The 14069-nt window shown below is 64.2% G+C and carries 9 protein-coding genes; 3 read left to right on the top strand and 6 right to left on the bottom strand.

Translation table 11 applies throughout. From position 1 onward, the window contains the following. Positions 1-40: 40 nt before the first annotated feature. On the bottom strand, positions 41-1462 hold the full coding sequence (locus QCE49_RS20875; protein ID WP_008347726.1) for an MFS transporter: 1422 nt from the start codon (positions 1460-1462) through the stop codon (positions 41-43). 278 nt (positions 1463-1740) lie between these two features. Further along, a complete protein-coding gene (locus tag QCE49_RS20870; protein WP_008347724.1) occupies positions 1741-1995 on the bottom strand; it encodes a DUF6723 family protein in 255 nt (84 codons plus the stop codon). 294 nt (positions 1996-2289) lie between these two features. Here QCE49_RS20870 and QCE49_RS20865 point away from each other — a divergent pair, with 294 nt between their 5' ends. Next, positions 2290-7161: a response regulator gene (locus QCE49_RS20865; RefSeq protein WP_250457189.1), complete on the top strand. Its 4872-nt coding sequence runs from the start codon at positions 2290-2292 to the stop codon at positions 7159-7161. 105 nt (positions 7162-7266) lie between these two features. Here the strand turns inward: QCE49_RS20865 and QCE49_RS20860 are convergent, their stop codons facing one another. Further along, positions 7267-8385 carry a 3-deoxy-7-phosphoheptulonate synthase gene (locus tag QCE49_RS20860; RefSeq protein WP_008347720.1) on the bottom strand — a complete coding sequence of 373 codons (1119 nt, stop codon included), beginning with the start codon at positions 8383-8385 and terminating at the stop codon, positions 7267-7269. A 176-nt stretch (positions 8386-8561) separates the two neighbouring features. Here QCE49_RS20860 and QCE49_RS20855 point away from each other — a divergent pair, with 176 nt between their 5' ends. Next, positions 8562-9236: an HAD family hydrolase gene (locus QCE49_RS20855; RefSeq protein WP_008347718.1), complete on the top strand. Its 675-nt coding sequence runs from the start codon at positions 8562-8564 to the stop codon at positions 9234-9236. A gap of 13 nt (positions 9237-9249) precedes the next feature. After that, positions 9250-10278 (top strand): aldose epimerase family protein, encoded by a 1029-nt coding sequence (locus tag QCE49_RS20850; RefSeq protein WP_250457188.1) that lies wholly within the window; start codon positions 9250-9252, stop codon positions 10276-10278. Between the two features lie 7 nt (positions 10279-10285). On the opposite strand, the gene QCE49_RS20845 is transcribed toward QCE49_RS20850, so the two are convergent. From QCE49_RS20845 to QCE49_RS20835, 3 genes are all read right to left on the bottom strand, one after another. Further along, the gene (locus tag QCE49_RS20845; RefSeq protein ID WP_250457187.1) at positions 10286-11422 is read right to left on the bottom strand and encodes a porin; all 1137 of its coding nucleotides are present in this window, start codon (positions 11420-11422) and stop codon (positions 10286-10288) included. Between the two features lie 207 nt (positions 11423-11629). Next, the gene (locus QCE49_RS20840) at positions 11630-13144 is read right to left on the bottom strand and encodes an ATP-binding cassette domain-containing protein (RefSeq protein WP_250457186.1); all 1515 of its coding nucleotides are present in this window, start codon (positions 13142-13144) and stop codon (positions 11630-11632) included. Then, positions 13141-14067, bottom strand: coding sequence for a branched-chain amino acid ABC transporter permease (locus QCE49_RS20835; protein ID WP_250437188.1), 927 nt, complete (start codon positions 14065-14067; stop codon positions 13141-13143). Before QCE49_RS20835 ends, QCE49_RS20840 begins: the two co-directional genes overlap by 4 nt. Positions 14068-14069: the final 2 nt, after the last annotated feature.

Raw genomic sequence — 14069 nt, 5'->3', positions numbered from 1 at the left:
TAATAGTCCAACGCAAAAACGGGATCCGGCGAAAAAAACATCAAGCATGCCGATGCTCGGGCAACACGTCATGCGCCATATCGTCCCGCTGCGTCCCGGCACCAGCACCAGTCCCGGCCCCAGGAATCCCCCGCCCGCGCAGCGAACACCCGACCGTCTCGGTAACGAACACCAACGCAACCGCGCCAACCGCACAAGCCCCCATCATGTAATACGCCGGCACCAGCGTGCTGCCTGTGCGTCCGATCAGCCAATCGGTGACCATCGGCGCGGTGCCGCCGAAGATCGACGTCGACACGTTATAGGCGATCGCCATCCCCGCATAACGCGCCTGCGTCGGGAACATCGCGGGAAACATCGCGGAGATGCTCGCGAGTTGCGGCACATACAGCAGCCCCAGCACCGCAAGCCCGATCAGCGCGCCGGCAATGCCATGGGTCATCAGCGAGAACATCGGCACGGCCGCGACGAAGATGCCGACGAGCGAAAGCCACCACACCTTCTTGCGTCCGATACGATCCGACAGCGCGCCCGCGAACGGCAGCAGCACCATCATCGACAGCATGCCGATGAGCGGCAGCAGCAGCGAGAGGTTGTCGCTCATGCCGAGCTCCTTCTTCATGAACGTCGGCATATAGGCGAGCAGCACGTAGTTCACGACGTTGAGCGCCACGACGAGCCCGCCGAGCTGCAAGAGCGGCTTCCAGTAGCTCGCGAACAGTTCGCCCAACGACACACCCGTCTGATGCTCTCGCTCCGCCGCTTCGGCGCATTCGCGAAACACCGGCGTGTCCTCCATCTTCGAGCGCAGATACAGTCCGATGAGACCGAGCGGCGCCGCGACGAGAAACGGCAGGCGCCATCCCCACGCGTGCATCGCGTCGTTGCCGAGCAGCACCGAGCAGCCGAGCATCAGGAACGCGCCGAGCGAAAAGCCCGCGAGCGTGCCGAATTCGAGAAAGCTGCCGCAAAAGCCGCGCTTGTGATCGGGCGCGTATTCGGCCATGAACGTGGCCGCGCCACCATACTCGCCGCCCGTCGAGAAGCCCTGGATCATGCGCAACGCGACGAGCGCCACGGGCGCCCATATGCCGATGCTTCCATATGAAGGCAGCAAGCCGACGAGCAGCGTCGCCATCGACATGATGATGATGGTCAGCGCGAGCACATGCTTGCGGCCGAGACGATCGCCGAGCGGTCCCCAGAAGAGGCCGCCGAGCGGACGCACGAGAAACGAAATCGCGAACGTGGCGAGGGCGAAGAGCGTGGCTTGCGCGGTACTGCCGGGAAAGAGCGCGGCCGAAATGTAGGTCAGGCCGTAGCTGTAGATGCCGTAGTCGAACCACTCGGTCGCATTGCCTATTGCCGAGGCGGCCATGGCGCGTCGAATCGGCGCGCGCGAGGGCGTCTCATCGGGCGCCGCGTGTTGACCCTGCCTCGTGGATGGTTGCACGTCACTCATAGTCGTCTTCCGGATGCGTCATGGACCCGGTGCTGCGCTCGAGTTCGCGCGCCATGCACCGCCTTGAGATCAAGATACAGACGCATGCCGCTTGCCTGGCATGTCCTAGGACGATGACGGCGCTGGGGTTTTCCCGAGCGCGCGGGCCATTCTTGCCGATCATCTATGGAATCGCCGGGGCTTCTTACCGCGCGGCTCGCAGCCTCGACGCGCTCACGGGGATGAGACGTTCCGCCTGCGTCGAAAGCGCATGTCATAGGACAATGCGCGAGCGCGGATCATGGCTCGGGATTGGCGAGATCCGCGGCGACGATGCGGTGGCCGAGCGCTTCGGCCGCCCGCCGCGCGTCCTCGCTCGATTCGAACGGGCCGATGGTCTCGCAGCCATCGAACGGATAGAGCACGCGCTTGTCGCGCTTTCTCACGACCTTCAACGTGCCGATGTGCAGGCCCGTCGCATTCACCACATACGACGCGTAGATATCGAAGTCTTCGTGCGCGCCTGCGCCTGATGTCGAGGGGGCTTTAGGCATCGGTCTGGACATGGTTTCGCTTGATGTGATGCTGGCGCCTGACGGTCACGCGCACGTTATCGATTTGAGCGACACGTCCAGCAAATCCCGTGCCGCACTGTCCCGAACGCCTTGCAGGACGGGGCTGACGCGCGTGCGGCCATTGCAAGAAAATGGGTTTTCCGTGCGAGAATCCGGTATCGTTCGCACCCGCGTCCGGAAGCGCACATGAACGATTCGAACCCTACGACGGGCAGCGTCCCCGACAAACCTGCATCGCCCCATCGAGAGGCCGGGCGAGGAGATCAAGCGTCGATGAAAGCCGAAAACCTGATCGCGGATACGAGGATGAACGGGCTCGACCCGAGCTTCCTCCTGGGCGGCGGCGAAATGGGCGCGCTCATCCGCGGTTTCGACTGGACGCAGACCGCGCTCGGCTCGCCCGAAAACTGGCCGCAAAGTCTCAAGACGGCCATCCGCATCATGCTGACGTCGCGCCAGCCGATCTGGGTCGGCTGGGGGTCGGACCTGCTTTTCTTCTACAACGACGCGTACAAGTCGATCATCGGCGGCAAGCATCCGCATGCGCTCGGCCAGCCGACCTCGGTCGTTTGGCGCGAAATCTGGAACGATATCGGCCCGCTGCTCGACACGGCGCTCGCGGGCATCGAAGGGACATTCGTCGAACAGAAGCTCCTCATCATGGAGCGCAACGGCTTTCCCGAGGAAACGTATTACACGTTCTCCTATAGCCCGATTCCCGATGACCGCGGCGGCGCGGGCGGCATCATCTGCGCGAACAGCGACGACACGCAGCGCGTCCTCGGCGAACGTCAACTTAACGTGCTGCGCGAGCTGGCCGCATCGGCGGCGGATGCGCGCTCGTGGCGCGAGGCATGCGAACTGTCGATGAACGCGCTCGAAGGCGCATCGCGCGACATGCCCTTCGCGCTGCTCTACATCGCCGAGCCGGGCGGCGACATGGCGACGCTCGCCGGAGCGTGCGGCATCGCGCCGGGCCATGCGGCCGCGCCCGCAACGCTGCATGCGTCGCACGCGGAGCTGTGGCCGTTTCAAAGCGTGCTGCGCGACGGCCAGGCGCGCGTGGTGACGAACCTCGAACGCCTCGTCGATGCGCCGTTGCCGACCGGCGCGTGGAACGTCGCGCCTTCGAGCACGGTGCTCGTGCCCATCGCGCCTTCGGGCGAGACGGGCCGCGCGGGCATGCTGATCGCGGCGTTGAACCCCTACCGGCTTTTCGACGACGCCTATCGCGCGTTCATGAATCTGGTCGCGGGCCAGATCGGCGCGGCGATCGGCTATGCGCACGCGTACGAGGAAGAGCGCCGCCGCGCCGAAGCGCTCTCCGAAATCGACCGCGCGAAAACCACGTTCTTCTCCAACATCAGCCACGAGTTCAGGACACCGCTCACGCTGATGCTCGGCCCGCTCGAAGAACTGCTGGCCAGTCCCGGACGCGTAGGCCGCGAGGATTTGCGGCTCGTCGAGATCATGCATCGCAATGGCCTGCGGCTCCTGAAGCTCGTCAACGCGCTGCTGGATTTCTCGCGCATCGAGGCCGGGCGCATCGAGATGCATCGTCAGCCGACCGATATCGCCGTATTCACCGCCGAGCTCGCGTCGCTGTTTCGCTCGGCGATCGAAACGGCCGGCCTGCGCCTCGAGATCGATATCGCGCAGGCGCCGGTGATCGCGGACATCGACCGCGACATGTGGGAAAAGATCGTGATGAACCTGCTGTCGAACGCGTTCAAGTTCACGTTCGATGGCGCCATCCGCATCTCGCTGCACGCGAACGCCGATCGCAGCATCGAAATGAGCGTGCGCGATACCGGCATCGGCATTCCCGAAGACGAGCTCACGCGCGTGTTCGAGCGCTTCCATCGCGTGACGGGCGCGGCGGGCCGCTCGGTGGAAGGCAGCGGCATCGGCCTTGCGATGGTGCACGAGCTCGTCAAGCTGCACGGCGGCATGATCCGCGTGCAAAGCACGCTCGGCGAAGGCGCGTGCTTCACCGTCACGCTGCCCTCGTCGCGCGAATCGGCGTTCGATGCGCAAGCCGCGCCCCATGCCGAAGCGAGCATCCGCGCGCGCTCGTATGTCGATGCCGCCATGCGCTGGATGCCGGACGGAGAGCCGCCGGTCGTCGAAAGCGAGGAAGACGCGCCGCTCGGCGCGGACGCGGCCGACGACCCGGCGCTCGCCAATGCGTTGCCGGGCCGCGTGCTGATCGTCGACGACAACGCCGATCTGCGCGACTACATGCGCCGCATGCTGATCGCGGCGGGCCACGACGTGAACGTCGCCGCCGACGGCGAAGCCGCGCTCGCGATCGCGCGCGACGTGCGACCGGAAGTCATCGTCTCCGACGTGATGATGCCGCGCCTCGACGGCTTCGCGCTCGTGCGCGCGCTGCGCGAAGACGAAGCGCTGCGCGAAACGCCTGTCGTGCTGCTCTCGGCGCGCGCGGGCGAGGAAGCGCGCGTCGACGGCCTCGAAGCGGGCGCGGACGACTATCTGACCAAGCCCTTTTCCGCACGCGAACTGCTCGCGCGCGTGGCGAGCAATCTGCGGCTCGCGCGGCTGCGTCGCGCGACCGAACAGAAGCTGCGCGACGAATCGCGCACGCTGGAGATTCTCAATCGCGTCGGCACGGCGGTCGCGGGCGAACTCGATCTGAGCCGCGCGGTGCAGGTCGTCGTCGATGCCGCGACGGAGCTGACCGGCGCCGCCTTCGGCTCGTTCTTCTACAACGTGCTCGACGACAAGGGCGGCAGCTACACGCTCTACACCCTGTCGGGCGTGCCGAAGGATACGTTCGCCAAATTTCCGATGCCGCGCAACACGGCCGTATTCGGTCCGACGTTCGCGGGCGAAGGCATCGTGCGCTCGGACGACATCACGAAAGATCCGCGCTATGGACACAACGCGCCGCATCACGGCATGCCGAAGGGCCATCTCGCCGTGTGCAGCTATCTCGCCGCGCCGGTCCTCTCGCGCACGGGCGAAGTGCTCGGCGGGCTGTTCTTCGGGCATCCCGAGCCGGGCGTCTTCACGGAGCGCTCGGAGCGCATCCTGACGGGCATCGCGTCGCAAGCGGCGATCGCCATCGACAATGCACGGCTCTTTCAGGCCGCGCAGGACGAGATCGCCCAGCGCACGAAGGCGCAGGACGCGCTGCGCGATCTGAACGAAACGCTGGAGCGCCGCGTCGCGGATGCCGTCGCGGATCGCGATCGTTTGTGGGAGTTGAGCGAAGATCTGTTCTTCGTCGCGAGCTTCGAGGGCGCGCTGCTGCGCGTGAGTCCTTCATGGACGACGGTGCTCGGCTTCGACTCGCAGCGCCTGCATTCGCACACGGTGATGGACCTCCTTCATCCCGACGACGCGCCCGCCGCCGCCGAGGAACTCGGCAAGCTGCGCGCGAACGGCTTGCCGGTGCGCTACGAATGCCGGATGAACCGTTCGGACGGCGGCTGGCGCTGGATCGCGTGGACCGTATCGCTCGATCCGGCCACGCGGCGCATTCATGGCGTGGGCCGCGACGTCACATCCGACCGCGAAACCGCCGACGCGCTGCGCCACGCCGAAGAAGCGCTGCGCATGGCGCAAAAGATGGAAGCCATCGGCAAGCTGACGGGCGGCGTCGCGCACGACTTCAACAATCTGCTGCAGGTGATCGGCGGCAATCTGCAATTGCTCGCGAAAGACGTCGCCGGACAGGACAAGCCCGAGCAGCGCGTGCGAAGCGCGCTCGCGGGCGTCGCGCGCGGCGCGAATCTCGCGTCGCAATTGCTCGCGTTCGGCCGACGCCAGCCGCTCGCGCCGAAGGTCGTGAATCTGGGCCGCTTCGTGCGCGGCCTCGACGACATGTTCCGCCGTGCGCTCGGCGATGGCATCGAGATCGAAACCATCGTGTCGGGCGGATTGTGGAATACGCTCGTCGATCCATTCCAGGTCGAGAACGCGCTGCTCAATCTCGCGATCAACGCACGCGACGCGATGAACGGTCACGGCAAGCTCACGATCGAAGCCGGCAATGCATCGCTCGACGAAACCTACGCGATGCGCAACGCCGACGTCGCGCCCGGCCAGTACGTGATGGTCGCCGTGACCGACACCGGTTCGGGCATGTCGCCCGAAGTGCAGGAACGCGCGTTCGAACCGTTCTTCACGACCAAGCGCGAAGGACAAGGCACGGGCCTCGGCCTTTCGATGGTGTACGGCTTCGTCAAGCAGTCCGGCGGCCACGTGAAGGTGTACAGCGAGCAAGGGCACGGTACGACGGTGCGTATCTATCTGCCGCGCGCGCGCGAGGAAGAGGATATCGAAACGACCATCGATGCCGGTCCGGCCAAGGGCGGCAGCGAGACCATTCTCGTCGTCGAGGACGATGAGGAAGTGCGCGCGACCGTCGTCGAGATGCTCGCGGATCTGGGCTATCGCGTATTGCGGGCAAAGGACGCGCAGAGCGCGCTGGCGATCGTCGAAAGCGGCGTGCCCGTCGATCTGCTCTTCACCGATGTCGTGATGCCCGGCCCGCTGCGCAGCAACGAAATGGCGCGCAAGGCGCGTGAACGCGTGCCGGGTATCGCGGTGCTGTTCACGTCGGGCTATACGGACAACGCGATCGTGCATGCGGGGCGGCTCGACGAAGGCATCGATCTGCTGAGCAAGCCTTATACGCATGAGGCTTTGGCGCGCAAAGTGCGGCAGGTTCTGGGACAACGCATGAGGGCATCGGCGGGCGCGCCTGCCAGCGCCGATGTCAGCGTGCCGAGCGTCGCGCAAAACGATGCGCTCTCGCGAATGCGCGTGCTGTTCGTCGAAGACAACGAACTCGTGCGCGATAGCACCGCCGAATTGCTGCGCACCTTCGGGCTGGATCTGACGGAAGCGGGCAGCGTCGATGAAGCGCTGGCGCTCATGCGCGAGCATCGCTTCGAATTGCTGCTGACGGATGTGGATCTTGCCGGGCAGTCCGGCGTGGAACTGGCTATCGCGGCGTGCCGCAAAACGCCGGGACTGGGCGTCGTGTTCGTGACGGGCTACGACCTCGCGCTCAGCGAGGACGAGCGTCGCGCATTGCCGAAGTCGATTCAGTTGAAGAAGCCATTCGATCCGCTGGCGTTGCTCAATGCGCTGAATGCGGCGGTGGCGCGGTAGGGGCTTGTCACATCACGCGATCATCGAACTCCGATGCATCGCCCGTCGTCGCCGTGAACGCGGCGAACGGAAACGCTTCCCTTGCCGCGCCCACGTTTTTTGTCATCACCCCGCGCGGCGTTTTCTCACTGCTTGAGCGAGCAGTTCGAGCACAGGTTCGCTTTGCGTCCAGCCAAGGCATGCATCGGTGATCGATACGCCGTGCTTGAGCGGCACGCCCGGCTTCTGATCCTGACGGCCCTCTTCCAGATGACTCTCGATCATCACGCCGGTAATGCGCCGTTCGCCCGCCTCCAGTTGCCGCGCGATGTCCTGCGCGACATCGACCTGACGCAGATGCGACTTGTTCGAGTTGGCGTGCGAGCAATCGATCATCACCTGTTCGCGCTGGCCGAGCTTGGAGAGCGCGCCGCACGCCGCCGCGACGCTTTCGGCGTCGTAGTTCGGCCCCTTCTTGCCGCCGCGCAGAATGACGTGGCAGTCGTCGTTTCCGCGCGTCTCGAAGATCGCCGCCATGCCCATCTTCGTCATGCCCATGAACGCGTGGCTCGCGCGCGCCGCGACGATTGCGTCGGCGGCAACCTGCACGCCGCCATCGGTGCCGTTCTTGAAGCCGATTGGACAAGAAAGCCCCGACGCAAGCTGACGATGACTCTGGCTCTCCGTCGTGCGCGCGCCGATCGCGCCCCACGCGATGAGATCGGCGATGTATTGCGGGCTGAGCAGATCGAGGAACTCGGTGGCGGTAGGCAGACCGAGGCCGCTGATGTCGAGAAGCAGTTCGCGCGCGCGGCGCAGTCCTTCGTTGATGCGGAAGCTGCCATCGAGACGCGGATCGTTGATATAGCCCTTCCAGCCTACCGTCGTGCGCGGCTTTTCGAAGTACACGCGCATCACGATGAAGAGATCGTTACGCAGTTCGTACGCCACTTTCTTCAGACGCTCTGCGTATTCCATCGCCTGATCGTGATCGTGGATGGAACACGGACCGATGACGACGACGAGCCTGTCATCGCGGCCATGCAGAATATTCGCAATGGCCGCGCGGCTTTCCTCGACGAGCGTCTGCACGCCGGGCGTGACCGGCAGTTCATCGAGCAGCAACGCGGGCGAGATCAGCGGACGCACCGCGCCGATGCGCGTATCGTCGATGCGGGTCGTGTCTTGCGTGGAGTCGGCCACGCCTGCCTCCTGATCGCGGGAGGGATTGTCGATGCGGGTCAAGATAGGCTCCGTGATGCGTAAGTGATGCAAAATTCAGGGACTTCATGCGGCGATTCCGCGATATAACCGGCTCGCGGCGCAAACATCCATTATCGCACCTGGAACAGCCTGTTCGCCCGATCGTGCGTATGATGAAGCGATACGACACGCCCGAACTCGATCAAAGGGAGCAGACCATGCGCATCGAAACATCATTTCTATTCGACCTCGACGGCACACTCGTCGACAGCGTCTATCAACATGTGCTCGCGTGGAAAGAAGCGCTCGACGCCGAGGGCATCGAGTTGTCGGTGTGGCGCATTCACCGCAAGATCGGCATGAGCGGCGGACTCTTCACCAATCAGTTACTGCGCGAGACGCACGGCGAGATCAGCGCGGATCGCGTCGAGCGGCTGCGTCAGTTGCATGCGGAGGCGTACAAGCGGCTGCGCGCGCAGGTGTGTCCGCTGCCCGGCGCGCGCGAATTGCTGCAAGCGTTGACGAACGCCGGCACGCGCTGGGCCATCGCGACGAGCGGGCGCATGGAAACCGCGCAGGTCAATCTCGAAGCATTGGGCGTCGATCCGTCGAAGCAAGTGGTCGTTACGCGCGACATGGTGAAGTACGCAAAGCCCGATCCGGATCTGTTCCTCGCCGCCGCCGAGCGTCTGAACGTGCCGATCGAGCATACGGTCGTCGTCGGCGACAGCATCTGGGACATGCTGGCCGCGCGCCGTTGCCGCTCGCTCGGCGTCGGCTTGCTATCGGGCGGTTATGGCAGCGATGAACTCGAGCGCTCCGGCGCGTTGCGCGTGTATGAAGATCCAGCGGACTTACTGCTGCATCTCGATGAAGTCGCGGCGCGGCCATGAGATGATCTCGCGCATGACGACCTCTTCTTCCATCGACGTTCGCCCCTGGGGCGACGCGAATCTCTACACGTTGCGCAATGCATCGGGCATGTCTGTCGATATCAGCGACCTCGGCGCGACGCTCGTTTCATGGCTCGCGCCCGATCGCGATGGACATCTCGCCAATGTCCTGCTCGGTCACGACATGCCCGACGATTACCGCAACGGCAGCGCGTTCATGGGCGCGATCATCGGGCGCTGGGCGAATCGCATCCGCGATGCGCGCTTCGTGCTCGATGGCATCGCGCATCAGGCGGAGCGCAACGAAGGCGCGAATCTTCTGCATGGCGGCTCGGCGGGTTTTCATCGGCAGATGTGGCGTGTGCAGGCGGCGAACGGCGCGCTCGTCATGACGCTGCAATCGCCTGCGGGCGCTTCTGGCTTTCCCGGCAATGTGGATGTGACCGTGCGCTATGCGCTCGATGACGACGGCACGTTATCGATCGATTACGAAGCTCGCACCGATGTGCCGACGCCCATCAACCTGACCAATCACGCGTACTTCAATTTGAACGACGGCGCGAGCATTCGCGACCACGAGATATCGATTGCATCGGATACGTACTTCGCAATCGATGCGACCTCGATTCCAATCGCGCGCGAAAGCGTCGGGGACAGCGCGTTTGATTTGCGCGCGCCTGCATCGATCGGTACGCGTCTCGATGCGGTTCATCCGCAACTCGCGATCGCGGGCGGCTTCGATCATTGCTACGTGTTGAGCGACCAAGCGAACGAACCGCGCACGGTCGCTGTGCTGTTCGATCCATCGAGCGGACGCGAACTGAGCGTGTCGACCGATGCGCGCGGCTTGCAGTTCTACTCGGGGAATTATCTGGAAGATGTGCCCGCGCGCGGCGGTTCGCGTTATCGCAAGCAGGCGGGACTGTGCCTGGAAGCGGGCGGCTTTCCCAACGAGATCAACATGCAAGACAGCGAGCGCGCTGTCTTGCGGCCCGGCGACGTGTATCGTCAGCGCACGCGCTATACATTGCGCGTGCGCTGAAGCGTCATCAGAAGATGTTGCGCAAGCCGATCGACACGCCGGTCTGATTCGAGCGGCCCGGCAGTTCGACATCCGCCGCGCCCGTCACCTTGTTGAAGTCCACGGTGCCGTAGACTTCCGTGCGCTTCGACAGCGCGTACTCCGCCAGGGCGACACCCGTATAGCGATTGCCGCTGCCCGTCGCGCCGCCGCCGATGGCCGCGTTCTTCATGTGGTCGTAGTAGAACGCGCCCGTGAGCAACAGCGCCGGCGTGACCTGATAGGTGACGCCCGCGAACGGGCCATCGTCGCGACGGCCCGAGCCTTTCAAAATATCCGTGCCCGATACGAGGCCACGCTGTTGCAGGATGCTGTCGACGAAGCCGGTGTCATCGGTCGAATGCAGATAGCCGACATAGAGCTTCGCCGCGCCGATCGCATAGACCGCGTTCGCGTTCCAGATCTTCTGCTTGTTCGCGGCGTTGTCGCTGTTCTGCTGATAGCCGCCGCCGATGGACAGCGGGCCCATCGCATACGACGCCGTGAAGCCGTACATGTTGCCCGCGCCCATATGACCCGGAACCTGGCCCGAGAAGCCGCCCGCGCCCGTCGACGTATAGTTCGTGCCGAACGAGTACATCGCGCCGATCGTGAGGCCCGCGAACGTGCCGTTGTACTTGACGGCGTTATCCGCATAGAGACCCGCGCCCAACGCAACCGGCAACCATGCGTTCTCGAAGTAATTGCCGACCGTGAGCGGATCGTAGACGTCACCGAGCATGTCGAAGAGCGGCGTCTTCTGACGGCCGAGCGTCAGCGTGCCATATGGATTCGACAGGCCGACGAAAGCCGCGCGATTGAATGCGCGAGCGCTGTCGGCGTATTGGCCGTTTTCCAGTTCCACGCCGCTTTCCAGCTGGAAGATCGCTTTCAGGCCGCCGCCGAGATCTTCGACGCCTTTGAAGCCGATGCGGCTATTGGTAATGGCGCCGTTCGTCATGAACAGCTTGCCGTCGTTGTTGGCGTTGGCGTTCGTGAGGTAACGCACGCTGACATCGGCGACGCCGTACAGCGTGACCGAGCTTTGCGCGAATGCGGATTGACACGCGAGCGCGACGACCGACGCGCCGATGCCCGCGATGGCACGCGATGTGAATGTCTTCATGATGTATTGGGAGCGCGTATTCGTTAGCCGTTTTTCATGGCTTCGACGCCTCGCCTTTCAGATAACTGTCTTGGCTAAAGCAGCTTGGCGCGACGCATCGAAAGCTCGCGGTTTTTTAACACATCAAATGACGCGATGCCCATTCGGTGCAATACGTGTGGCGTTTTAGGCAACAAGGCGCGCGTGTTTAGTTGCGCGCGCTACGCTTCAAACTTTCGCCTGCGCAATTTGCGCTGCCTCCGACCGCACCGCTTCGAGAAAGCCTCGTCCCATCTCCTTCTCAAAGCGCGACGGACTGCCCTCCCACACGATGCGCGCATGTTCGAGCACATACACGCGGTCCGCATGGGGCAACGCGAACGTCACGTTCTGCTCGCCCAGCAGCACGGTGATCGGCGTGGTCTTCTGCAGCCGTTCCATCGCCTTCGACAGTTGCTCGAGAATCACCGGCGCGAGGCCGAGCGTCGGCTCATCGAGGATGAGGAGCTTCGGCTGCATCATCAGCGCGCGTGCGATCGCGAGCATCTGCTGCTCGCCGCCCGATAACGTGCGCGCGGTCTGCGCCTGACGCGATTCGAGTATCGGAAAGAGTTCGAAGAGCCACTTGAGCTGATCGGCGCGCATCTTGTCGGAAAGATGATAGCCGCCGAGATCGAGATTCTCGCGCACGGTCATGTCGCCGAACAGCTCGCGCGTCTCCGGGCACTGCACGATGCCGCCACGCGCGATCGCCGCGCCGCTCATGCCTTTCAAATCGCGCGAGCCGTAGCGAATGGTTCCGTGATACGCCACGAGTCCGGAAATCGCATTGAAGAGCGTCGTCTTGCCCGCGCCGTTCAATCCGACGACCGACACGAATTCGCCTTCGCGCACATGCATGTCCACGCTATCGAGCGCGCGCGCCTTGCCGTACAACACGCCGACGCTCTCGACCTGAAGAATCGACGGCTTGTTGCTCACGACTTCCGCGCCACGCTCGCGTGCCTCGATCTTGCCGCCGAGATAGACGCGCCGCACGGTCTCGTTCTGCATCACTTCTTCGGCGGTGCCTTCCGCGACGTACTCGCCGAGATACATCGCAAGCACGCGATCCGCGAGCGCCGCGAGACTCTTCACGTTGTGATCGACGAGCAGCACCGCGCGCCCTTCCGCGCGAAAGCCGCGAATCAGTTCGGAGAACGCTTCCGATTCGGCAGCGGTGAGACCCGCGAAAGGCTCGTCGACGAGCACGACACGCGGATCGCGTGCGATCGCCTTCGCCATCTCCATGCGACGCAGATCGGCGAAGGGCAGCGTCGCCGGATGACGATGCATCACCTTGCCGAGTCCGACGCGCTCCGCGATCTCGCGTGCGCGGCGATTCACATGCGGATCGGCGGCGAGCTTCACGAGCGAATCCGGCAATAGCGCGAGCTTGATGTGTTCGAGCACTGTCTGCCGATGCAGCGGCCGCGAATGCTGGAACACGATGCCCACGCCCGCGCGCGCGATTCGATGCGGCAGCCATCCGGCCATCTCGACGCCATCGACCTTGATCGATCCCGCGTTGGACCGCTCGATGCCCATGATGAGCTTCATCACTGTCGACTTGCCGGAACCGTTCGGACCGATGAGGCCGAGTATCTCGCCGGGCTCGATATCGAAGCCGATGTCCTTCACCGCGACGAGACCGCCGAAGCGCTTCGTGAGGCCGCGCACCGAAAGCAAAGGTGTATCGCTCATTCGCGCTCCCTCACACGCAGGATGTTGCCGAGCAATCCATCGGGAAAGAACAGGATGACCGCGAGCGCGACAGCCGCGACCACGAACGTATTGATCTGCCCGAGCGGACGCAGGAATTCGCCCGCGACGATGAGAAAGATCGAGCCGAGCACCGCGCCGAGTATCGTGCGCCGGCCGCCGAGCACAGCCGCGATGATGATCTGCACGCCGATGCCGATATCGACCACCGTGCTCACCGACGCCGTGCCCTGATAGAACACGAGCATCGCGCCCGCGACGCCTGAGAACACCGCGCTGATGCAGAACGCCGCGAGCTTGTGCTTCACGACGTTGAAGCCGAGCGCCTGCGCGCCGACGGTATCCTGCCCGCTCGCCTGCAGAATGAGACCGATGGCCGAGCGCGACAGGCCGAACAGAATGATCGCGCAGACGATGAGGAACGCGAGCGCGATCCAGTAGTTGTGGCTCGCATCGACGGACATCACGTCGGGCACCATCATGCCGATCTCGCCGCCGGTGACGCCCGCGAAGATCACGATCGCGTTCTGCAGCAGCAACACCGCGACGAGCGTGACGAGACCGAAGTACGGTCCGCGCAATCGCAATGCGGGCACGGCGAGCAGCAGGCCGCCGACGAGCGCGACGAGGCCGCCGGCCATCACGCATACCGGTATCGGCGCGGCGGCGTGCGCGTTCAGTATCGCGGCGGAATACGCTCCGAGCCCGATCAGGAACGTCGGTCCGAAATTGACTTCGCCCGCGAAGCCGAAGAGCAAGTCCCACGACATCGCGAAGACGCCGAAGTAATACGCGACCGTCAGCACGCCGAGGATATACCCGGTGAGCCACCACGGCAGCGTCGCGGCGACGATCGCGAGCAGGACCGCGGACCAGATCAAGCGCGAACGAACGATGTCTTTCATGA

The organism is Caballeronia sp. LZ008 (assembly GCF_031451435.1).
Classification (GTDB): domain Bacteria; phylum Pseudomonadota; class Gammaproteobacteria; order Burkholderiales; family Burkholderiaceae; genus Caballeronia; species Caballeronia zhejiangensis.
This window is presented reverse-complemented; position numbering and strand designations above follow the sequence as displayed.

Coding starts and splice junctions, on each gene's coding strand:
- QCE49_RS20875 (WP_008347726.1), bottom strand. CDS start 1,462: ATGAGTGACGTGCAACCATCCACGAGGCAGGGTCAACACGCGGCGCCC.
- QCE49_RS20870 (WP_008347724.1), bottom strand. CDS start 1,995: ATGCCTAAAGCCCCCTCGACATCAGGCGCAGGCGCGCACGAAGACTTC.
- QCE49_RS20865 (WP_250457189.1), top strand. CDS start 2,290: ATGAAAGCCGAAAACCTGATCGCGGATACGAGGATGAACGGGCTCGAC.
- QCE49_RS20855 (WP_008347718.1), top strand. CDS start 8,562: ATGCGCATCGAAACATCATTTCTATTCGACCTCGACGGCACACTCGTC.
- QCE49_RS20850 (WP_250457188.1), top strand. CDS start 9,250: ATGACGACCTCTTCTTCCATCGACGTTCGCCCCTGGGGCGACGCGAAT.
- QCE49_RS20845 (WP_250457187.1), bottom strand. CDS start 11,422: ATGAAGACATTCACATCGCGTGCCATCGCGGGCATCGGCGCGTCGGTC.
- QCE49_RS20840 (WP_250457186.1), bottom strand. CDS start 13,144: ATGAGCGATACACCTTTGCTTTCGGTGCGCGGCCTCACGAAGCGCTTC.
- QCE49_RS20835 (WP_250437188.1), bottom strand. CDS start 14,067: ATGAAAGACATCGTTCGTTCGCGCTTGATCTGGTCCGCGGTCCTGCTC.